The organism is Porphyromonadaceae bacterium W3.11, assembly GCA_030434245.1.
Taxonomy (GTDB): domain Bacteria; phylum Bacteroidota; class Bacteroidia; order Bacteroidales; family Porphyromonadaceae; genus Porphyromonas_A.
In genome coordinates, this window is sequence record JAUISX010000003.1 from 107,315 (window position 1) to 126,080 (window position 18,766).

Annotated in this window: 15 protein-coding genes, 1 tRNA gene and 1 riboswitch; of the genes, 9 read left to right on the top strand and 7 right to left on the bottom strand. The window is 42.4% G+C overall.

Translation table 11 applies throughout. The features are described 5' to 3' along the window. The first annotated feature begins 39 nt into the window (after positions 1–39). Genes hemA through hemL form a run of 5 tightly spaced genes read left to right on the top strand, consistent with a single transcriptional unit; the run spans position 40 to position 5,247 of the window. Positions 40–1,320, top strand: a complete 1,281-nt coding sequence (gene hemA / locus QYZ87_05450) for a glutamyl-tRNA reductase (protein ID MDN4753977.1) — start codon at positions 40–42, stop codon at positions 1,318–1,320. Next, on the top strand, positions 1,317–2,222 hold the full coding sequence (gene hemC, locus QYZ87_05455) for a hydroxymethylbilane synthase (protein ID MDN4753978.1): 906 nt from the start codon (positions 1,317–1,319) through the stop codon (positions 2,220–2,222). The genes hemA and hemC overlap by 4 nt, the downstream gene beginning before the upstream one ends. A gap of 2 nt (positions 2,223–2,224) precedes the next feature. Then, positions 2,225–2,941, top strand: a complete 717-nt coding sequence (locus QYZ87_05460) for a uroporphyrinogen-III synthase (protein ID MDN4753979.1) — start codon at positions 2,225–2,227, stop codon at positions 2,939–2,941. A gap of 26 nt (positions 2,942–2,967) precedes the next feature. Beyond that, positions 2,968–3,948: a porphobilinogen synthase gene (gene hemB, locus QYZ87_05465; protein MDN4753980.1), complete on the top strand. Its 981-nt coding sequence runs from the start codon at positions 2,968–2,970 to the stop codon at positions 3,946–3,948. 12 nt (positions 3,949–3,960) lie between these two features. Next, positions 3,961–5,247 carry a glutamate-1-semialdehyde 2,1-aminomutase gene (hemL, locus tag QYZ87_05470; protein MDN4753981.1) on the top strand — a complete coding sequence of 429 codons (1,287 nt, stop codon included), beginning with the start codon at positions 3,961–3,963 and terminating at the stop codon, positions 5,245–5,247. Positions 5,248–5,588: 341 nt separating this feature from the next. Here hemL and ispF read toward each other — a convergent pair whose 3' ends face one another. The 4 genes from ispF to QYZ87_05490 are packed head-to-tail and all read right to left on the bottom strand — an operon-like array spanning position 5,589 to position 8,519. Continuing rightward, the gene (ispF, locus tag QYZ87_05475) at positions 5,589–6,065 is read right to left on the bottom strand and encodes a 2-C-methyl-D-erythritol 2,4-cyclodiphosphate synthase (GenBank protein ID MDN4753982.1); all 477 of its coding nucleotides are present in this window, start codon (positions 6,063–6,065) and stop codon (positions 5,589–5,591) included. A 22-nt stretch (positions 6,066–6,087) separates the two neighbouring features. Then, a complete protein-coding gene (gene porV / locus QYZ87_05480) occupies positions 6,088–7,254 on the bottom strand; it encodes a type IX secretion system outer membrane channel protein PorV (GenBank protein ID MDN4753983.1) in 1,167 nt (388 codons plus the stop codon). A 22-nt stretch (positions 7,255–7,276) separates the two neighbouring features. Further along, entirely contained in the window at positions 7,277–7,867 is a 591-nt protein-coding gene (locus QYZ87_05485; GenBank protein MDN4753984.1) for a hypothetical protein, read from the bottom strand. 4 nt (positions 7,868–7,871) lie between these two features. Next, positions 7,872–8,519 carry a redox-sensing transcriptional repressor Rex gene (locus QYZ87_05490; protein ID MDN4753985.1) on the bottom strand — a complete coding sequence of 216 codons (648 nt, stop codon included), beginning with the start codon at positions 8,517–8,519 and terminating at the stop codon, positions 7,872–7,874. Positions 8,520–8,912: 393 nt separating this feature from the next. On the opposite strand from QYZ87_05490, the gene QYZ87_05495 reads away from it, so the two are divergent. The 3 genes from QYZ87_05495 to QYZ87_05505 all read left to right on the top strand — a co-directional run bounded on the left by QYZ87_05495 (position 8,913) and on the right by QYZ87_05505 (position 13,084). Continuing rightward, positions 8,913–9,986 carry an ATP-dependent 6-phosphofructokinase gene (locus QYZ87_05495; GenBank protein MDN4753986.1) on the top strand — a complete coding sequence of 358 codons (1,074 nt, stop codon included), beginning with the start codon at positions 8,913–8,915 and terminating at the stop codon, positions 9,984–9,986. A 23-nt stretch (positions 9,987–10,009) separates the two neighbouring features. Then, positions 10,010–12,412 (top strand): 4-alpha-glucanotransferase, encoded by a 2,403-nt coding sequence (locus tag QYZ87_05500; GenBank protein MDN4753987.1) that lies wholly within the window; start codon positions 10,010–10,012, stop codon positions 12,410–12,412. Positions 12,413–13,011: 599 nt separating this feature from the next. Next, positions 13,012–13,084 (top strand) — tRNA-Lys (locus tag QYZ87_05505). Between the two features lie 154 nt (positions 13,085–13,238). Here QYZ87_05505 and nrdG read toward each other — a convergent pair. The 3 genes from nrdG to QYZ87_05520 are packed head-to-tail and all read right to left on the bottom strand — an operon-like array spanning position 13,239 to position 17,801. Continuing rightward, positions 13,239–13,703 (bottom strand): anaerobic ribonucleoside-triphosphate reductase activating protein, encoded by a 465-nt coding sequence (nrdG, locus tag QYZ87_05510; GenBank protein ID MDN4753988.1) that lies wholly within the window; start codon positions 13,701–13,703, stop codon positions 13,239–13,241. A gap of 3 nt (positions 13,704–13,706) precedes the next feature. Further along, positions 13,707–15,380, bottom strand: coding sequence for a putative transporter (locus QYZ87_05515; protein MDN4753989.1), 1,674 nt, complete (start codon positions 15,378–15,380; stop codon positions 13,707–13,709). 21 nt (positions 15,381–15,401) lie between these two features. Further along, positions 15,402–17,801, bottom strand: a complete 2,400-nt coding sequence (locus QYZ87_05520) for an anaerobic ribonucleoside triphosphate reductase (protein MDN4753990.1) — start codon at positions 17,799–17,801, stop codon at positions 15,402–15,404. Between the two features lie 49 nt (positions 17,802–17,850). After that, positions 17,851–18,045, bottom strand: a riboswitch (cobalamin riboswitch). Between the two features lie 168 nt (positions 18,046–18,213). Here QYZ87_05520 and QYZ87_05525 point away from each other — a divergent pair. Then, positions 18,214–18,705, top strand: coding sequence for a hypothetical protein (locus QYZ87_05525; GenBank protein MDN4753991.1), 492 nt, complete (start codon positions 18,214–18,216; stop codon positions 18,703–18,705). The last annotated feature ends 61 nt before the right edge of the window (positions 18,706–18,766 follow it).

The window sequence follows — 18,766 nt, forward strand, 5'->3', positions numbered from 1 at the left end:
GTCATATTATTGGATATAGCTCAAATATAAATAGATAGGATGAATTCAAATATCGAGATAGATAATACATCAGAACAATCAGAACAACTAACGATAGCTACTCTAACGGTTAACCACACTACCGCTCCGATAAATATTAGAGAGGCGTTGGCCTTTGAGCCAAGCGAGGCAAGCGACTTTCTGAAACGTACACGCTCTATAGGTCTAATCAAGGGCGGTGTATTGCTTTCAACCTGTAATAGGATGTCTCTTTTTGTAGAAAGCTCACTAGCACCACATGAACTTAAAGAGCATCTAGGTCGTTTTGTGCTTGAATACAAGAGACTGCCAAATACTCATAATAAGTACTTTGAATTCACTTCACATGAAGAAGCGATTCACCATCTATTCTATCTAGCATCTGGCTATCTTAGTATGGTTCGTGGGGAGACCCAGATCTTGGGACAAATCAAGGAAGCGGTACAAATAGCGAGAACGAGTGGGAATAGTACAAATAGCCTCCTTAGGTTATTTGATAAAGCGTATGAGGTAGCAAAGAAGGTAAGGAGTTCACAACAGATCTTTGCTGTGAATAAGTCTGCGGGAAGTGCAGCCGTAACGCTATTAGCAGACAAGCATGGTGTCGAAACACTTCAAAGTCGTAAGCATCTAATCCTTGGTGCTGGTCAGATGGCAGTGACCCTGATACAATCCCTTCGTGCCATGAAGATTAATGAGGTCCGCCTCTACAATAGGACCCCCGAACGTGCTGAGAAATTTGGAGAAGCCTATGGTATCACGGACATTTACAGTGAAGATGAGCTTAATGAAGCGATGACTGGAATTGATTATATATGGGTCGCTACAAGTGCTTCATCTCCTATCATAACAAGGACTACTCTAGTAGAAACGATTAAGGATCTCTCTATCTTCGACCTCGGCCTCCCACGTAATGTATCGGAAGATGTCGGAACCGTGAAGGGCGTTCAGCTATACTGCCTTGATGACCTCGATGATAAAGACAACCCTGTGTCTAATATCATACCCGAAGAGGTGGTCACTCTGGTTAATGAAACAACTGAGGAGTACCTAACTTGGCTCAAAACTCAACAAATAAGGGATGTCTATAGCATTATCAAAGATGACATTGAGAGCTTCCTAGATAATGAATATAATAAAGTGAGTGGACTAGATGAAGAGACTATGTCAGCACTCAAATCATACAATAAGCAGCTACTCAAAGCATATTCATCAACCATGATTGCGAGACTACGCCATGTGGTAGATGAGACGAAAGATACCATGTATGCAGATGCTCTTAAGAAAATTCTAACCACATGATCGACAATAAATTAATCATAGGGACAAGGGGTAGCGAACTGGCGTTATGGCAGGCTTACACCGTTCGTGATGCGTTATTGGCTGTATGCGACAAGGAAGTGGAGGTCAAAATAATCTCTACTCGTGGAGATGAACGGCTGGAGATTGCTCTGCACTCTAATAATCTATCGAAAGGACTATTTACTGAAGAGCTAGAACGAGATCTTCGCTCAGGAGAAATAGACTTTGCTGTGCATAGTCTCAAAGATTTACCAGTAGATATGGAGGAGGGACTAACCCTAAGTGCCGTCCTTAAGCGTGCGGACCCTCGAGACGTAGTTCTATCCAATCATAAGATAGAGAAGTTATCAGACCTCTCTGGACACCTCATCGGCACTTCTAGCCCTAGACGTGTGGCTCAGTTGAAGAGTTTATTAGATGACTCTACTAAGTATCAACCTATTAGAGGCAATGTTAAGACCCGAATAAAAAAACTTAGGGATGGGGATTATGATAGCCTCATAATGGCTGCTGCTGGTATTGAGCGACTTGGACTCCAAGACGAAGTCGCTATGTACCTGCCACTTGATAGTATGCTTCCGGCACCAGGGCAAGCATCCGTAGCTGTACAGTGTGCTACATCTAATGAGGTGGCCTGCCATTATGCGTCCCTCATCAATGACGAGAAATCAATGTTGGAGACCAGCACAGAGAGACAACTACTCCTAGCACTAGGTGGTGGGTGTGCACTCCCTCTAGGTGCTTTATGCGAGGTAATTAATGAGGAGAAGATTAAGCTATCAGCTGTTTTTGCTAGCCAAGATCTTAATAGAGCTAGTCGCCTTGAGACCATATGCGAGATAGATAACTTACATGAGGAGTTGAGGTCTTTTTCGGAAAAACTTAAAGCAAGTATCAAATAATTATGAGTAAAGGAAAGTTCGCCATAATAGGTCGTGAATTAATGAGAAGTAAGCAGATAAGAGATCAACTTTCTGCCACATTTCATAGTCTTGAAGTGCGATGCATTCCTTTTATTACTACTATAGAGGTTCCCTTTGAACTCCCAACTCCCAGAAAGACTCCGCTCTATCTCTTCACATCCCCTAGGAATGTGGAGATCTTCTTCAAAAAAGCAACACTACCTAAGGAGGCATTGATTGCCTCTATCGGATTTGCGACCACTAAAGCCTTATGCGACATTGGTCATGAGCCTCACTTTACAAGTCCTATAGAAAACGCAAGGGGGATGGCACCAGAGCTTTTACAGTACATCACGGTTCAGACCCAACAATTTCATATCATACAGCCAAGTAGCAATATTGCCGGGCATTACCTGTATGACTTCTTCAAGGAGAAGGGCTTCGAATATACCCGACTAGTCACCTATGAGGTACAGTCTAACCCTGAACTGAAGCGTCAATTATCGCTACTTGAGACTCCTCCGGAGTGGGTTCTCTTTTATAGCCCGAGCGGCGTACGTGCATGGTCTGAGGTCTCCTCTTCAAGGCCACTAGCATTTAGTATAGGACCTGTGACAACGAAAGAACTGGAGAAAGAAGGTTGGATCGAGATACATGAAAGCGACAGCCCACATGAGATAGATATTATCAGGACGATAACAAAGAACTATATAATATAAAAACTAAATATAAAGAGATAAAGACTATGTTTCCAGAACAAAGACTTAGACGACTTAGAGCAACCGAAAACCTACGGGATATGGTTCGCGAAACACATTTGAGACCTGTTGATTTCATTCACCCACTATTTGTGGTCCATGGCGAGGGGTACAAGAAAGAAATTCCATCCATGCCAGGACAGTATCATCTATCTGTCGATAAGCTGGTAGAGGAGTGTAAGGAAATCTATGCTGAAGGGGTAAAGAGTGTCATACTATTCGGCATCCCTGATCATAAGGACGCTATAGGTAGCGAGGCTCTTGATGAGCATGGAATCGTACAGCAAGCGATGAGGGCTCTTAATGAAGAGTTACCTGATCTCGTGACAATTGCAGACATCTGTATGTGTGAGTACACCGACCATGGACACTGTGGAATCTTGAACGGGCACGAGGTTAATAACGATGCTACTCTCGAATATTTGGTAAAACAGTCAGTGAGCATGGCTCAAGCAGGAGCTAAGATGGTCGCTCCATCAGATATGATGGATGGCCGTGTAGCTGCTATTCGTCAGGGGCTGGACGAAGCAGGATTTACGAACATTCCGATCATGTCCTACGCCGCTAAGTTTAGTTCTTCATTCTACGGACCTTTCCGTGATGCTGCAGACTCAGCTCCATCCTTTGGTGATAGAAGAGGCTACCAAATGGACCCAGCAAATGGACGTGAAGCCATGAGGGAGATCGAGCAAGATATAATCGAGGGTGCAGACATCATTATGGTGAAGCCCGCCATGGCTTACTTAGATATCCTTCATGAAGCGTCTCAGAGATGTGATCTACCATTAGCTGCCTACCATGTTAGTGGTGAGTACTCTATGATTAAGGCTGCAGCAGCTAAGGGCTGGATAGACCACGATCGTGTAATGATGGAAAGCTTGCTATCCATTCGTCGTGCGGGCGCGAAAATGATTCTAACCTATCACGCTAAGGAGGCTGCCAAACTATTGAACGAAGGAAAATTCTAATCAATTATGAAGATGAACTTTAATAAATCTCAAAATCTTTTTTCTGAAGCAGAGAAGCATATTCCTGGTGGAGTCAATAGCCCTGTACGTGCATTTAAGTCCGTAGGAATGTCACCTCTATATATTGAGAGAGGAGAGGAAGGTCATATCTTTGATGTTGATGGTAACGAATTTATTGATTTCGTTTCCTCATGGGGACCACATATCTTGGGTCATGCAAAGCCAGAAATCATTGAGGCTATAAATACTACAGCATCCAAGGGTACTAGCTTTGGGGCTTGCATCCCCCTTGAGATTGAAATGGCGGAGACTATCAAGAGGTTTTTCCCTTCCATGGATATGGTCAGAATGGTGAACTCTGGAACAGAAGCGACCATGAGTGCCGTCCGTCTAGCTCGCGGATATACTGAACGACCTCTGATAATTAAGTTTGATGGTTGCTATCACGGGCACTCTGACGCATTCCTCGTTCAGGCCGGTAGTGGGGTCCAAACATTTGCGTCAGTCCAAAATAATGGAGTGACTAAGAGTGCGGTTAGTGAGACGCTCATCGCTAACTACAATGATATTGATAGTGTAAAGGCTCTGTTCGAAGCTCACCCAGAGAAAATAGCCGCCGTCATCCTAGAGCCTGTCATGGGCAACATGGGAGTCATCCTTCCAAAGGATGGTTTCCTAAAGGAATTAAGAGAACTGTGTACAAAAGAAGGAGCTTTACTGATATTTGATGAAGTCATCACAGGATTAAGACTATCCAAGGGTGGGGCCCAAAAATATTATGGTATCGATCCTGACCTAACATGCCTGGGCAAGATTATTGGCGGAGGATTACCAGTGGGAGCCTTTGGTGGGAAGCGTGAGATTATGTCTAAGCTATCCCCAATAGGTGCTGTCTATCAAGCTGGGACACTCTCAGGCAATCCACTAGCACTCTCAGCAGGATTAGCAATGCTAAAAATGCTAGAGCGGCCAGAGACTTACCCAATGATTGAAAGGAATGGACAATACTTTTCCGACGGAGTCAAAGAGATAGTAGCTCCATACAGTGAGCATATCCAATACAACATATCTGGGACACTATCAACAATCTTCTTTACCAATAAGCCTGTAACAGATGCGGAAAGCTCTCGTGCATGCAATACAGAGCTTTACGCTAAGTACTTCCGTGCCATGATTCAGGAAGGAATTTACCTTCCTCCATCACAGTTCGAAGCTATCTTCGTCTCTGCGGCACACACAAAAGAGGATTTTGACAAAACATTTACGGCATTAGAAAAGACTCTTAAGACCCTTTTCTAAACTAGCTCTAATAACAAGCGAAGAGGTTCTGCTCTATTAGGCAGAACCTCTTTTTATATTTATCGGACACCAATAATTTCTAATTCATCAATATTCTCTATTCCAATTTTAGGATCGCATGCAACTAAATTAATCAACATGTCATTTTTCATAAATAATTTAATATTTCAGTGTGATTATAAATTAGATACTGTCCCGAAAAAGTGTGTAAGTCCCAAGAATGTTATCTTTGAAAAGTTGAAACACAAAAGATAAACAAGAAGATGAGACTTACACAAATGCAATTTAAGGAAATTCTATCAAACGTGAGTCTATATGATATCGTTTTCAGCAAAAACTCATTAGGCATACAGCAGTACCGTCGCAAGTGCCATGATTCCTTCTTCCCTTCCGATAGCCCCCATCCTCTCATTGGTAGTCGCTTTTATGGATACTTGATCTGGCTCAATAGCCAACACCTCAGCAATAGTTTGTTGCATCTTAGGGATATGAGGATTGATTTTAGGCCGTTCAGCTACGATAGTAGCATCTATGTTGCCAATCCGATAGCCAGATTTTCCAATCAACTCGTTAACTTTACCTAGAAGCACCTTAGAGTCAATACCCAGAAAGTCTTCACTAGTATCTGGGAAGTGATAGCCGATATCACGAAGAGCGAGAGCTCCCAGCATAGCGTCTGCTATGGCATGAAGAAGGACATCAGCATCAGAGTGTCCCTTTAGTCCCTTTTCAAAAGGGATAAGGATCCCACCCAACCAAAGCTCACGACCCTCCTCAAAACGATGGACATCATATCCCGATCCTACTCTAACTGGTATTTTACTCATCATCATCGATCGGTTAGAAGTCTATACCTAATGTGAAGCGTAACGTATTATTCAGTGGAGACTTAGCCTGAGAAGCTAGAAAATATGAAAAATCAAACGTTAGCATCTTATACTCCAATCCTGCTCCAAGAGTAAATCCAGCCCCAGTACCCTTACTTTTATCCTGATGTCTATAACCTGCACGAGCAAAGAACCTATCATCATAGATATACTCAGCTCCTATCGAAAATATCATCTCCTTTAGCTCCTCTGAGAAACCACCAGGTGCATCGCTCCAAGAGTTGAAGATACCTGATAAAGCACTCTGTTCCTTATACTTCTTAAGGTGTTCCTCATAATCATCCTCTCCTCGCATGGGATAGGTCGGAGCCATCATTTTACTCATTTCGAAGTGCACACCTACCTTATGCAGAGGCTCCACTTCGCTACTCACCCCGACTCCTAATCTGAAGATAGCTGGTGAGTACAAATAACTCTTACCCCCGTCGTAACTCATCTTACCTCCCAAGTTATTAAGTGCTAAAGCCGCCCTTAGGGTAGCGATCCGATCTGTCCCCCAAGCAAACTTAGTCTGATAAGTGGATGAGAGATCAAACAAAATAGCATTGACCACCCCCTTTAATCCTTGAGATGAAAAGTTATAATCCGAACGAAGATACTTCATCCCTAGCCCTACGCTCCAATGCTCATAAAATCGCAATGCATATCCTAAATCAAAAGACAGCTCATAAGGCTTTATAGCAATCGGTTCGTAAAGATGGTTGAAAAAAGCGACACCTTCTCCAATATTAAAATACCTAAAAGACGCTGACACTGCATGCTTAAGCCCATTATCTGCCCCCCATGTATAATATCCCGTAAGGTATGAGAGATTAATATCCTTAGTAATCTCACTCATCCATGGGGTATAACTAATAGAGACACCCCATGTCTTATCTATAAAAGGAAGCTTGGAGATATTATGAAACTGCGAATACGCATCAGCACTAGTAGTCAAGCCAATCTCACCCATCCCCGCCGACCTAGCATCTGGCGTGATGGTAAAAAGGTTCCCTCCCGTAATTATAGGATTAAAAAACTCAGGCCCTTTGGCGGACGAATTATCATTTGACTGTGCATAAAGTGGGATAATCATCACAACGACCATCAAGACAAATGATAATAGTCTAAACTTCTTCATAATAACACTATAGATCTATCCTTTATTTAACTCCACAGAAGAGGAGCTCTTTTTCATTCGAGTCTGTGACAAAAACGCCCTGTTCAGGCCTGATCAGTTCACGTCTAGACCACAGTGGGAAAGCCATCAAATCACCTATCTTAAGCATAAAGTACTTGCTGATATACGAAATGCTTTCCTCTATCATTGGGACATCGGGAAATTCCAGTGGTGGAAGAGCATTGTCAGAAAGGGGTGTAGCACCCTCCACCTGAACCACACTCAAAGTCATCTGAGAGAGGTCTCCTATATTACGCCAGTCATCCCCACGCACTATGCTATCATCAAAGCTGTATATGAGTTGCTCAGGAATACCCTCATCGACCGCGTCAGCAATAAACGAGAGACCGAGTGCTCCCTTCTCATAATATCGCCCTGCAAACCTTGACTCTAACGACTTCGCCACCTTCTCCATTCTAACCAAGAGAACCGGTGTGTAGTAAAGGTCACGTATCCACTCAGGCTTAAATAACTGCTTTCCCGAATTGATAATGACATTATCAGGAAGCACTCTTATCTCAGAAATGGACAAATTGTGATCTTCTCCGAGAGGTGGTAATAAAAAAAGCTTCATCCTCCTATTCCTTAGCTTCCCTGATCCTATGAAACATCACAGCCAAGTGTGAGTAGATAGAAGTATTCTGAACTACCACGTCATCAGGCACAATAATCCTAAATGGAGTAAAGTTCCAGATATTCTCAATCCCAGCGGATACTATTTTATCAGTCACCTCTTGTGCCTTATCCACAGGGACAGTAATGATACCTATCTTCACATTCATTGCTGCCACATCTTCTGCGATCTGATCCATGTGCTTAATGGTGACGCCTCCGACTTCTGTTCCACATATATCAGGAGAGATATCATAGCCACCTATAATATCCATCCCGTACAGAGAAAGTCCCTTATCCTGTAATAGAGCTGCACCTAGGTTACCGACTCCTAAGATAAAAGCCTTATGCTGTCTATTAAAGCCCAAGAAATCCTCCAGCACCGCAATCATGTTTTTCACGTCATAGCCCACTCTAGTCTTGCCAACTAAAGAGACATAAGACAAGTCCTTTGCTACCAAAGCCGGCTCTACACCTGTACTTCTAGCAATCTGTGTCGAAGATACTACTTGCTCGCCCTGCGAGTTTAACAACTTGACATAAGCGAGATACCACGGCAAGCGACGTAAAGCTGGTTCCGATACAATATTATTTTGTTGTTTTTTCTTATTCATTCTATAAAAACCCACACAATACAATCAACATAGGGGTATAACAAGGCAAATCTAATGTTTTTTAAGTAAAGTTCATAAAATGCAGAGGTAAAACATCCTTTTATTCACGAAAAAAGTCATTTCTCCCTTCATCTTTTTTTATGATATAAAAAAGGAGACAATAAATATATCATACTACCACAACGCTTACTCCGACCTCTACTACCTCTTTTGAAATATTTAATAGGTACTCTTAAAACATTGTATTGGAACCTTTAAAATACTCTGCCTATACCTTATAAAACACAGGCTTCAAACTCTGTTATACGATTAAGGGAGTGCAGGATTTTTAGTATATTGCCATAGCGAAAAAAAACAGCAAAAAATTACTAGAACTTTGCACAGTACACTAAAATGAAGAAGAAAAGAATAGGGATCTTATCATCTGGAGGAGATGCCCCTGGAATTAATGCTACCATCAGAGCTGTCGCCAAAACAGCTATCGTCTCCAATAACATGGAGGTCTTGGGCTTCAAAGGCGGATTCACAGGAATCACCAGACAAGATTACATCAATCTAACCATGGAGAACCTCTCCAGCCTACTAAGTATGGGAGGAACAGTATTGGGATCAAGCCGAGACAAAGCATTCAGAAAAGCTCTACTGAAAGATGAGTCGGAGGTAAAGAAACTTCAAGAAGCTTGGGATGAGCTGGGCCTCTACGCCCTCGTCTGTATCGGAGGTAATGGTACCCAAAAGACCACCGCTGTACTTGCTGATCTAGGGTTTAACGTTATCGGCATTCCTAAGACAATTGATAATGATGTATTCGGAACAGATATCACATTCGGCTTTGATACCGCTGTATCTATCGCTACAGAGTTAATAGACCGTGTGCATAGCACGGCACAAAGTCATAACAGAGTGATAGTGGTAGAGGTCATGGGACACGAAGCGGGATGGATTGCACTCCATGCGGGGATGGCAAGCGGTGCTGACGTCATCCTAATACCAGAGTTTGGTTGCAACCTAGACATTGTGATTGACTCTATCAAAAAAAGATATAAAGAGGACAAGAACTATGCAATCATTGTGGTTGCTGAAGGGATTATATTTGATGAGCTGAAGGATCAACCTGAGGAAAGTAGGGAGTCTGCCTCACGATACCTCGCTCGTAAACTTCGTGAAGATGCTGGAATTGATAGTCGTGAGACGATACTAGGGTATGTGCAGAGAGGCGGAGCCCCTACCTCAGCTGACCGCAACTTATGCACACTCATGGGTGGGCATGCTTCACAATTGATTGCTGATGGGATTTTCGGAGTCATGATCGCCGAACGAGCCGGAAAGATCACTCACGTTCCACTTAATAATGTCAGAGATCGTCTCAAGCTGGTAGATGCTAATAACAGCTTGGTTCTCGAAGGACGTCGCATGGATGTCTGCTTCGGAATTGACTTTGCTAATCTGCGTCACACGTTGGATTAATACTAATCTTAGTAAGGATAAATATGTCGGAGAAGTTGAGAGCTGGAGGTCCACGCAAACTACGGATCACCTTTCATATACATTATAATACTAACCATAGTGAAGAGCGAGTGCGGTGGTATGACCAAGAGGGAAATGACCTCGAGATGTCCCCTTCCTCCCACCCTGGACTGTGGCAATTACAGATAGATTGGCCTATAGATGAAACGGCAGAGCTGAGATACAATTATAGGCTCGTTAGTGGCAGTCGCTTGCTACGGGCCGAACCTCTTATCCAGCATACATTGCGGCTACACCTCCCTACCCAAACACTACAGGGTGAGGTGGCCATATACGATCGGTGGATAGAGCCTAGCCCTTGGCACAAATACACGGATGCTCCGCTGGCCAATCTCCTCAATCTTCCTGACATCTCACGATATCGAATACCTACCTATAGTACCACATCGGGGGATGCATTTGCGTTCGATATCATGCCTCCACTTACTGAAGAGCTTTTGATGGTGGGAGCCATTCCCTCCTGTGGGAGCTGGGATACGGATAGAGCAATCCCTTTGTCACTGACCCGCAACGGCTATGTTCTCCAATTTCCAGAAAGAAAAAAGACTGAGTATAAACTCATCCTTAGGCGACTAGATGGCACTGTGATATGGGAAGAGGGTAAAAATAGGCTTTACGAGCCTGATGATGACGGAGTCTTTACTCTTCGGTACGAGCGACCACCTTTTTTCGAAAAGGTTAAGCCAAGGGAAAGAAGGCAAATAACGGGCACGGCGGTACCTATCTTCTCTCTTCGTAGTGAGCGGTCATACGGTGTGGGAGACTTCTCGGATGTCTCATCACTTTTGGACTGGATGCAAATAAATGGGCAGAATATCTTACAACTTCTACCCTTCTACGACACCACCTTCACCCGAAGTGACCTAGACTCATATCCCTATAGTGCTATTAGTACGTACGGGATTCATCCTTTGTATATGGATGTTCGGCAACTGCCCTATTATCACGCCTCTCCACTCCGTCCAGAGTGGGAAACGAGAGCGGCAGAACTCAATAAATTGACCAAGCTCGATTACTCAGAAGCTCTCCGACTCAAAGAGGAGGTGATGGACTACTGCTTTGAACTCTGGTACCGAGATTCGTACAAAGAGGACAAAGCATTTTCGGACTTTGTCGAGAGTGAGAAAGAGCAGCTCCTCTCCTACGCACTTTTCTGCACCATCCGCGATAGGCTCCCCCTAACACCTGTAGATCAATATCCTCCATATTCAATGGCGAGAGAAGAGTGGATAGAAAAAAGGAGCTGCCTAGGCACTCCAGCTGAGCAGGAAGTCATCAAACATGCATTCAGACAATACCACTTATACAAACAATTAGAGAAAACAAGCCTTAAAGCTGCTTTCAGGAACATCCTTTTGAAGGGAGACCTCCCTATTGGCGTCAAACGTAATAGTGAAGACGTATGGGTCGCACCTCATCTCTTTAATTTGGACAAGGAAGCGGGAGCTCCACCCGATATATTCTCAGAACGCGGACAGGACTGGCTGTTCCCGACCTATAATTGGGAGGCTATGCATGAGGAGGATTACGAATGGTGGAGAGGACGGCTCTCCAAAATGAATAAATATCTAGATGCTATCCGTATTGATCACATCTTAGGCTTTTTCCGAATATGGAGCATCCCGGCCTATACCGCAGACCCTTCTCTAGGATATTATGTTCCAGCACAGGGTTTTTCGGAACAGGAGGTACTTGAGCTTAAGCCTTTTTTCAATAAGGATGCCAATGGATTATACCACCCACTACTTGCACCAGAGCATAGAACGGGGTGGGAAAGACTTAATGAACAGCAGCAAATCCGCTATCACTCCCTTAAGGAGAACTACTATCATTTCCGAAATGAAGCACTATGGCGTGAGACAGCTATTGAGCGTCTTAGTCACATCATGAGTGCGAGTGATATGCTGATATGTGCCGAGGACCTCGGCGTACTGACGGAGAGTATCACTGAGGTATTATCATCATTCGAGATACTCTCACTTGAAGTACTTAGAATGCCGAAGCAATTGGGCCAAAAATTCATACATCCTGACGCCATCCCCGAGCTGAGCGTACTCACCACCTCCACGCACGATATGGATTCACTTAGAGCATGGTGGCACGAACTTACACCAGCGGATCGTTGTGAACTAGCAAGGCTCTATGACTTTACTAGCGATATAACACCTGCTGGACTCATCAAAGCACTACGTCGCACGAGAGCTCTTTTACTAATACTCCCACTACAGGACTGGTTTACTCTCACAGACTACGGCAGTAAAATATCGGCAAAAGATGAGCGCATCAATAAACCCGATGACCCTAATCACGTGTGGTGCTACAGAATGTATGGCACCATATCTCAGCTCCCTCTCCTACCCCTCTAAAGCTATTACGTCTAAGAGTATAGAAGTTACTATAGACAAAAGATATGCTATCGATTTATAGAAAGAGATAAGGAGACTCAAATTTCGATATAGGAAATGTTCTTTTATCCTATGACTAAAATGTTTTTTAGTCATAGGATAAATTTTCTTTAGATATATCAAAAAAAGGGCCTAATCCCTCCATCAATTATAACCGATATAAGGGGCGGTAAAACAATTGGATAAAGTGCCTAACATCCACACACGTTATCACTTGTTGACAAATGTATAAGTCTCTATATTTCTGTAGAGATCTTTTCAGTGATAGCTACAGAAGACGAAATTTTTCAATAGGCATCATAAGTGATACACTGTACTATAAAAAAATCAAACTCATGACTAGTGCTCATCACTAGATATTTCTGGCTGATCTTGAAAAAGAAAGAATAAAAATTTAGCGAATAAAAAAAAAGGCTTTATCCCACATAAAGAGAAGCAGTTAGCGTCTAAATCCATATAAAACCACAGAAGGAAAAAGAAGAAAAAGAGCAAAAACATTGGATTGTATAAAATATTTAGGTATCTTTGCAAAGCAAATACAAAATTGAAAGCAAACAAATGATCCGCTAGCTCAGCAGGTAGAGCACATCCCTTTTAAGGATGGGGTCTTGGGTTCGAACCCCAAGCGGATCACTAAAGAGAAGAGGCATAGTTTCGATGAAACTATGCCTCTTCTCTTTAAAATAAACTTACAATAATCAATGACTGAAGAGCATTGAACTATGAACATGAGAAGACTGGGGACACATGGCGTTGAGAATGCGTGACCATATCGTAAGACTCTCGATTAGTGCTCGAGCCGTATAATTCTCTGATTACTACTACCTCGAAAAGAGAGAGTAGGATCATAAAGGGCCTTTATAAACCGACCATCAACCAGCACATCGATAAACTCCAGCAAAGGACGTCTCAGAGAGTCCTCAAGGATCTCCTCGTATTTATACCCTGTATAACACCATATATTCAGCTTTGTCTCTTCTCTAAACCTCTTCAGTATAGGCAAGAACTCCTCGGGATTATAAAAGGGATCCCCTCCACTGAAAGTAATACCATCGAGTATGATATTATCATTGATATCAGAGATTAACGCATCTATCATACCTTTAGTTAGCTCTTCACCAAGATTTGGATCTTGGGAGGGTTCGTTATGACACCCTTTACAATGGTGAGAGCATCCAGCAAGATAGATAGAACAGCGTATGCCCTCTCCATCTAAGATTGTCTCGGGTATTACTTTCAGGAGGTTGATCATTATTTATCCAAGCAGTATGATCATCCACTGTGCCGCCATGACACGTAAGAATAAAGTCACGGGATATACAGTAGCATATCTAACCGCTGGGATATTATTCTGTGAAGCCTCAGGTGTAAGAGATAGAGCAGGAGCAAAAGTCATATTCCCCGCGATGTACCCTAGCAACGTAAAGTAATCCAGCTTCATCCAAAGACGACCTATAATACATGTAATCCATAGTGGTACCATCATCATAATAGCGGCGTACATCATCCAGGTCAGTCCTCCATTCAGCAACTTCTCTACGAAGCTTCCCCCAACACTTAATCCAACACAAGCGAGAAAGAGAGTAATACCAATCTCCCTAAGCATCAGATTGACACTCTGTGTATTATGAGTATTTAATCTAAATCGATTACCAAAGTTACTCACTAAGATACTGACGATCAAGGTCCCTCCAGAGAGTCCTAACTTTACAGGCATCGGCATCCCTCCTAAAAAGAACTCTAGGCTTCCCACTAGGATCCCAAGAAGGATTGCAAAGAAGATAATGAATAGATTTGGTTTCCTAAGGCTTTTAACTGAGTTTCCCAATATCTTTTCGACCTCTTTGACATCTTCTTCCTGACCGACTACGATGACCGTATCGCCCATCTGCAAGAGCAGATCTGGCTTAGCGATCAAGTGGACTCCAGCTCTTTGGACCCGAGAAATATTGACATTATACAATCTTCTAAATTTCAGTTCCTCTATGCTTTTACCATTTATATCTGGCTGTGTCACTAAGCAGCGTTTCGAGATGAGCTTATTATCCAGCTTGAACCACGTGGCATCAGTCATCTCAATTCTCTTACCAATAAACGCACATATCATCTCTACCTCATCTTGCTCTGAAATCACAAGCAACTTATCACCCTCCTTGATAATTGATTTAGAACTTGCCATCTCTATTTTACCAGTATCAGCATGTAGTATTCTAGAGATAACTACTTCATGCTTATCTAGGAGCATCTTGAGGTGAGAAATATCTTCACCAAAGATAGCTGGATTGGTTACCTCTATAGAGAAGACCAATGCATCAACCCTCCTAGAGCGTTCTCTTTCTTCAATGACACGTGTCTCTTCATCAACTTTGATACGTAAAACAAACTTGAGACAAAGCATTGTAATAATCAAACCTATTATAGCCACAGGATAGGCAAGTGCATAACCAATTCCGATATCAGGAGAAACCACACCGTGAAGTCCCTTCGCGGCTTCCTGTGCTGCTCCTAATGATGGTGTATTAGTGACGGCTCCGGAAAGGATACCCATCAAAGTCTCAATAGGCACTCCTGTAAGAGTAAATATTATATATGTAATAATTAGTGCTAAGGCTATAGATAACACGGAAAGTAGGTTCAACTGAACACCTCCTTGCTTGAAGGTAGAGAAAAATCCCGGACCCACAATCATACCTATCCCAAAAATGAATAGGATCATACCCGCTTCCTTGACAAAAGAAAGAATTAGGGGGTCTATCCTAAGCCCCAAGTGACCTACTAAAATCCCAGCAAATAAGACCCAAGTAACCCCAAACGAAAAACCAGCTATCTTGATTTTGCTCAGCAAAATCCCTATGGTAATGACGAGAGCAAGCACAAATAACGACTGTGCTATACTGGAACCCGTCAATAACTCCATTATAACATTCATAATCCAAATATTGACTATCGATTAATGATGCTTTACTCTATCATGCTCCTCAGCACGTTTGGCTGAGTTCCACGAGGATAGATCACCAGTAAGATACCCAGTAATGCGTCGCATTCGCTGAATGTCTTCACTATTACATATCGGACACTTGGCATATATGACACCCTTATAGTGGCACTCTCTACAGGTATCTACAGGGTGATTAATGGAGCCATAGCCAATATTATTATCCTTCATTAGCTTAACGATCTTGGCAATTGCACTCACGTTCTTCTTAGCTTCACCATCCAACTCAATGTATGTGATATGTCCTCCAAGTGTCAAGGCATGAAATGGAGCTTCCAATTTTATCTTATCAACAATCCTCATATCCTCCTTCACGTCAATATGAAAGGAATTGATATAATAATCCCTATCATTAACCTTAGGAATTACGCCATAACGCTTCCTATCCAGTCGAGTAAATCTACCAGAAAGACCTTCGGCAGGGGTTGCCAGTACAGAATAATTGAGATGATACTTCTCCTTAAACTCTGACGCAACCTCATTAAGGAGCTCGATACAAAGCTTCAAGGTCTCCCACGCATCTTTATTACTCCCGTGTCCTTCCCCATAGATAGCACACATCGCATTATGTCCACCGATGAATCCAATCCCAAGGGTACCAGAATTCAGGACATCTCCCACCTTATCATTAGGTCGGAGTTTATTACCACCCTTCCACACATTATTTCCCATCATGAAGGGAAATTGGCGAGCTAGAGCTGTAGTCTGATATAGATAACGCTCATGGAGTTGCTCTCCTACTAAGCGAGCCATATCTCGCAAAGACTCCAGCAGATTATTGATAGCTACACTTCGAACTCTCCCTTCATCTGAACCATCTCGGCACTCTTTTTCGGCCGCACGCCGTGCGTCTATTGCTAAACGAGGCAAATTAATGGTCGTGAATGAGAGATTACCCCGACCAAAGGAGCTCCTTTCACCGTTAATATTTTCAAACACACGAGTACGGCAGCCCATGGTTGCTAGCTCGTACCGATAACGGTTAGGATCATCAATACGCCACTTCTCATTTTGGTTAAATGGAGAATCAAGGAATAAGAAATTAGGGAAAAGAGCTCGTGCAGTAGTCCTACAAGCCATGAGGAAAAGATGGAAGTTAGGTGCTTCGAAAGGGATCTCTCCTCGCTCAGCCCTATTAAAATCTTTCATAGCTCGCTCATAGTCGGTATTGGAGAACGAGACACCATCCTTAATCTTAAAGATCTGTATTGGGAATACTGGTATCTCACCATTATCTCCTAGGCCTTCAATTGTGGCGTTCATCAACTCCTCTATTACCATCTGCCCCTCTGGAGAGGTGTCTGTTCCGTAATTGATTGAGCTAAAGACCACTTGATTACCACCTCTAGAGTGCATGGTATTGAGGTTATGAATAAAGCCTTCCATCGCTTGGTGAGTATCTCTCCTAGTACGATTGAGTGCATGATTCACCACCATGACCAGGTCGGCCCGCGTAATACATCCATCTGTAAGGATAGATAAGTATTGGCTCAAGTTTGTAACATCTTGGGATGATGGGGTAATTGAACTAAAGAAAGCTTCTATCTTATGGCGAAGAGGAGCACTATCAAGCTCAAGTTCCTTATCCTTACACTTAGCCTGAAAGATAATCAGATCTGAAAGATGCTTTACAAAAGACTTATACACACCAGGAGCCATGAAGAAGTCGAAGGCTGGAATCGCTTGCCCCCCATGCTGCTCATTCTGATTGGTTTGGAATATAATCGTCGCCAATGTTGCATAACTCTGAATGCTTTGAGGAGTACGGATGCTACCATTCTTAGTATGAAAGCCACGCTCATATAAGTCCTCCAAGTCATATTGTACACAGGTAGTAGTCTTGGTAGGATAATAATCTAAATCATGTATATGGATATCACCTCGTCTGTGAGCCTCGGCAAATTCTGGAGAGAGGAGGTAACGATAGGTATAATCTTTTGAGACCTCAGAGGCAAAAGTCATCATCTGTCCTGCTGGAGTATGACTACTCATATTAGCATTGCTAAGATTGATATCATTTTGATCGATGGCGACGATGCCATCTAGAGATTTTTTGAGATCGGTACGCTTGTGCCTCTGTGTATTTCGCCACTCTCTATAGATGATATAACGCTTAGCCACCTCGGGGCGAGCTTTCATCAGCTCACTCTCTACAATATCCTGTACTTCCTCTACAGAAATAACAGGCTGCATGATGCGACTTAATACATTATGAGTGACACTCTGCACCTCCTCATAGTTATTTCCTAAGCCAGATGCGACATAGGCCTTTAAGAGGGCATTTTCGATTTTAGAAGGTGTAAACGCTTCTTGAACACCATCTCTTTTGATGATGTACATAACTGGATTGTTCATGACTTTAACTCCCGAAAGTAATTACAATAATAAAAAAATATGATTAACGACTTAACACACCAAAAGAGTCGGTCTTCTGACTTGATCTCACTTCAAAAACCCTTCCCATCCATTAAGACAGACAGTGGAATCATCTTTCGAAGCACTTGATAATGAGACTTACAGCAGCGGGTACTGTACAGGATTTACACCTGTTTCCCTTTTTTCTCTCTAGAAAAAAATAAACTCTGATGTATAGTTCGAACGACCAAAGGTACCCAAATTCACATAATAAAGCAATGATTGCTATACTTTCTTAAAACCTGTGAAGTTATAAAAAAGAGTGCATTTCTTAAATATTTAATTTGTACATTTGCAAGCGGGGGAATGATTTTATTTTAGAAAAGACTTTTAATAATTTATTAAACTTATTATGAAACAAAAATTTTTAATTTTAATGGCTACCCTTATTGGATGTGTAGCAATTCATCAAGCACATGCACAGAATGTAAATGTAGTTGAAAAGGGTACAAGTTTGGTGAATGTTGGTGTAGGTATTAACAATGGAGCACTTCCAATCAATGTCAGCTATGATTATGGTGTTGTTGGAAATCTTTTTGATGATAAGAGTGCACTTACTGTTGGTGGTTTAGCTGGTGCTTTGATCGGGAAAGATGCTACTGGCGTACTTTTAGGTGCTCGTCTTGGTTTACACTACCACTTTATTCCTGAGTTAGATACATATCTATCTGTTATGCTTGGATATGATTCTCTAGATGGTGATAAGAAATCATCTAAGGATGGTAACTTTGCATGGGGTACTCACCTAGGTGCACGCTATATGTTCTCAAAGAAAATGGGGGCATTTGCTGAATTGGGTTACGGATACTCATTTGCTAATATTGGTGTAGTATTCCGCTTCTAAAGAACGCACTATAATTTATATTATATTTAGTATAATTGCGTATTGATTGAGTTTCAATCAA

What these genes read in the sequence shown, in the direction of transcription:
- QYZ87_05520 (MDN4753990.1), bottom strand. Translation starts at nt 17,801, where the DNA reads ATGAACAATCCAGTTATGTACATCATCAAAAGAGATGGTGTTCAAGAA.
- porV (MDN4753983.1), bottom strand. Translation starts at nt 7,254, where the DNA reads ATGAAGAAGTTTAGACTATTATCATTTGTCTTGATGGTCGTTGTGATG.
- QYZ87_05485 (MDN4753984.1), bottom strand. Translation starts at nt 7,867, where the DNA reads ATGAAGCTTTTTTTATTACCACCTCTCGGAGAAGATCACAATTTGTCC.
- QYZ87_05460 (MDN4753979.1), top strand. Translation starts at nt 2,225, where the DNA reads ATGAGTAAAGGAAAGTTCGCCATAATAGGTCGTGAATTAATGAGAAGT.
- hemL (MDN4753981.1), top strand. Translation starts at nt 3,961, where the DNA reads ATGAACTTTAATAAATCTCAAAATCTTTTTTCTGAAGCAGAGAAGCAT.
- QYZ87_05490 (MDN4753985.1), bottom strand. Translation starts at nt 8,519, where the DNA reads ATGAATAAGAAAAAACAACAAAATAATATTGTATCGGAACCAGCTTTA.
- hemC (MDN4753978.1), top strand. Translation starts at nt 1,317, where the DNA reads ATGATCGACAATAAATTAATCATAGGGACAAGGGGTAGCGAACTGGCG.
- QYZ87_05515 (MDN4753989.1), bottom strand. Translation starts at nt 15,380, where the DNA reads ATGAATGTTATAATGGAGTTATTGACGGGTTCCAGTATAGCACAGTCG.
- QYZ87_05525 (MDN4753991.1), top strand. Translation starts at nt 18,214, where the DNA reads ATGAAACAAAAATTTTTAATTTTAATGGCTACCCTTATTGGATGTGTA.
- QYZ87_05500 (MDN4753987.1), top strand. Translation starts at nt 10,010, where the DNA reads ATGTCGGAGAAGTTGAGAGCTGGAGGTCCACGCAAACTACGGATCACC.
- QYZ87_05495 (MDN4753986.1), top strand. Translation starts at nt 8,913, where the DNA reads ATGAAGAAGAAAAGAATAGGGATCTTATCATCTGGAGGAGATGCCCCT.
- hemB (MDN4753980.1), top strand. Translation starts at nt 2,968, where the DNA reads ATGTTTCCAGAACAAAGACTTAGACGACTTAGAGCAACCGAAAACCTA.
- hemA (MDN4753977.1), top strand. Translation starts at nt 40, where the DNA reads ATGAATTCAAATATCGAGATAGATAATACATCAGAACAATCAGAACAA.
- nrdG (MDN4753988.1), bottom strand. Translation starts at nt 13,703, where the DNA reads ATGATCAACCTCCTGAAAGTAATACCCGAGACAATCTTAGATGGAGAG.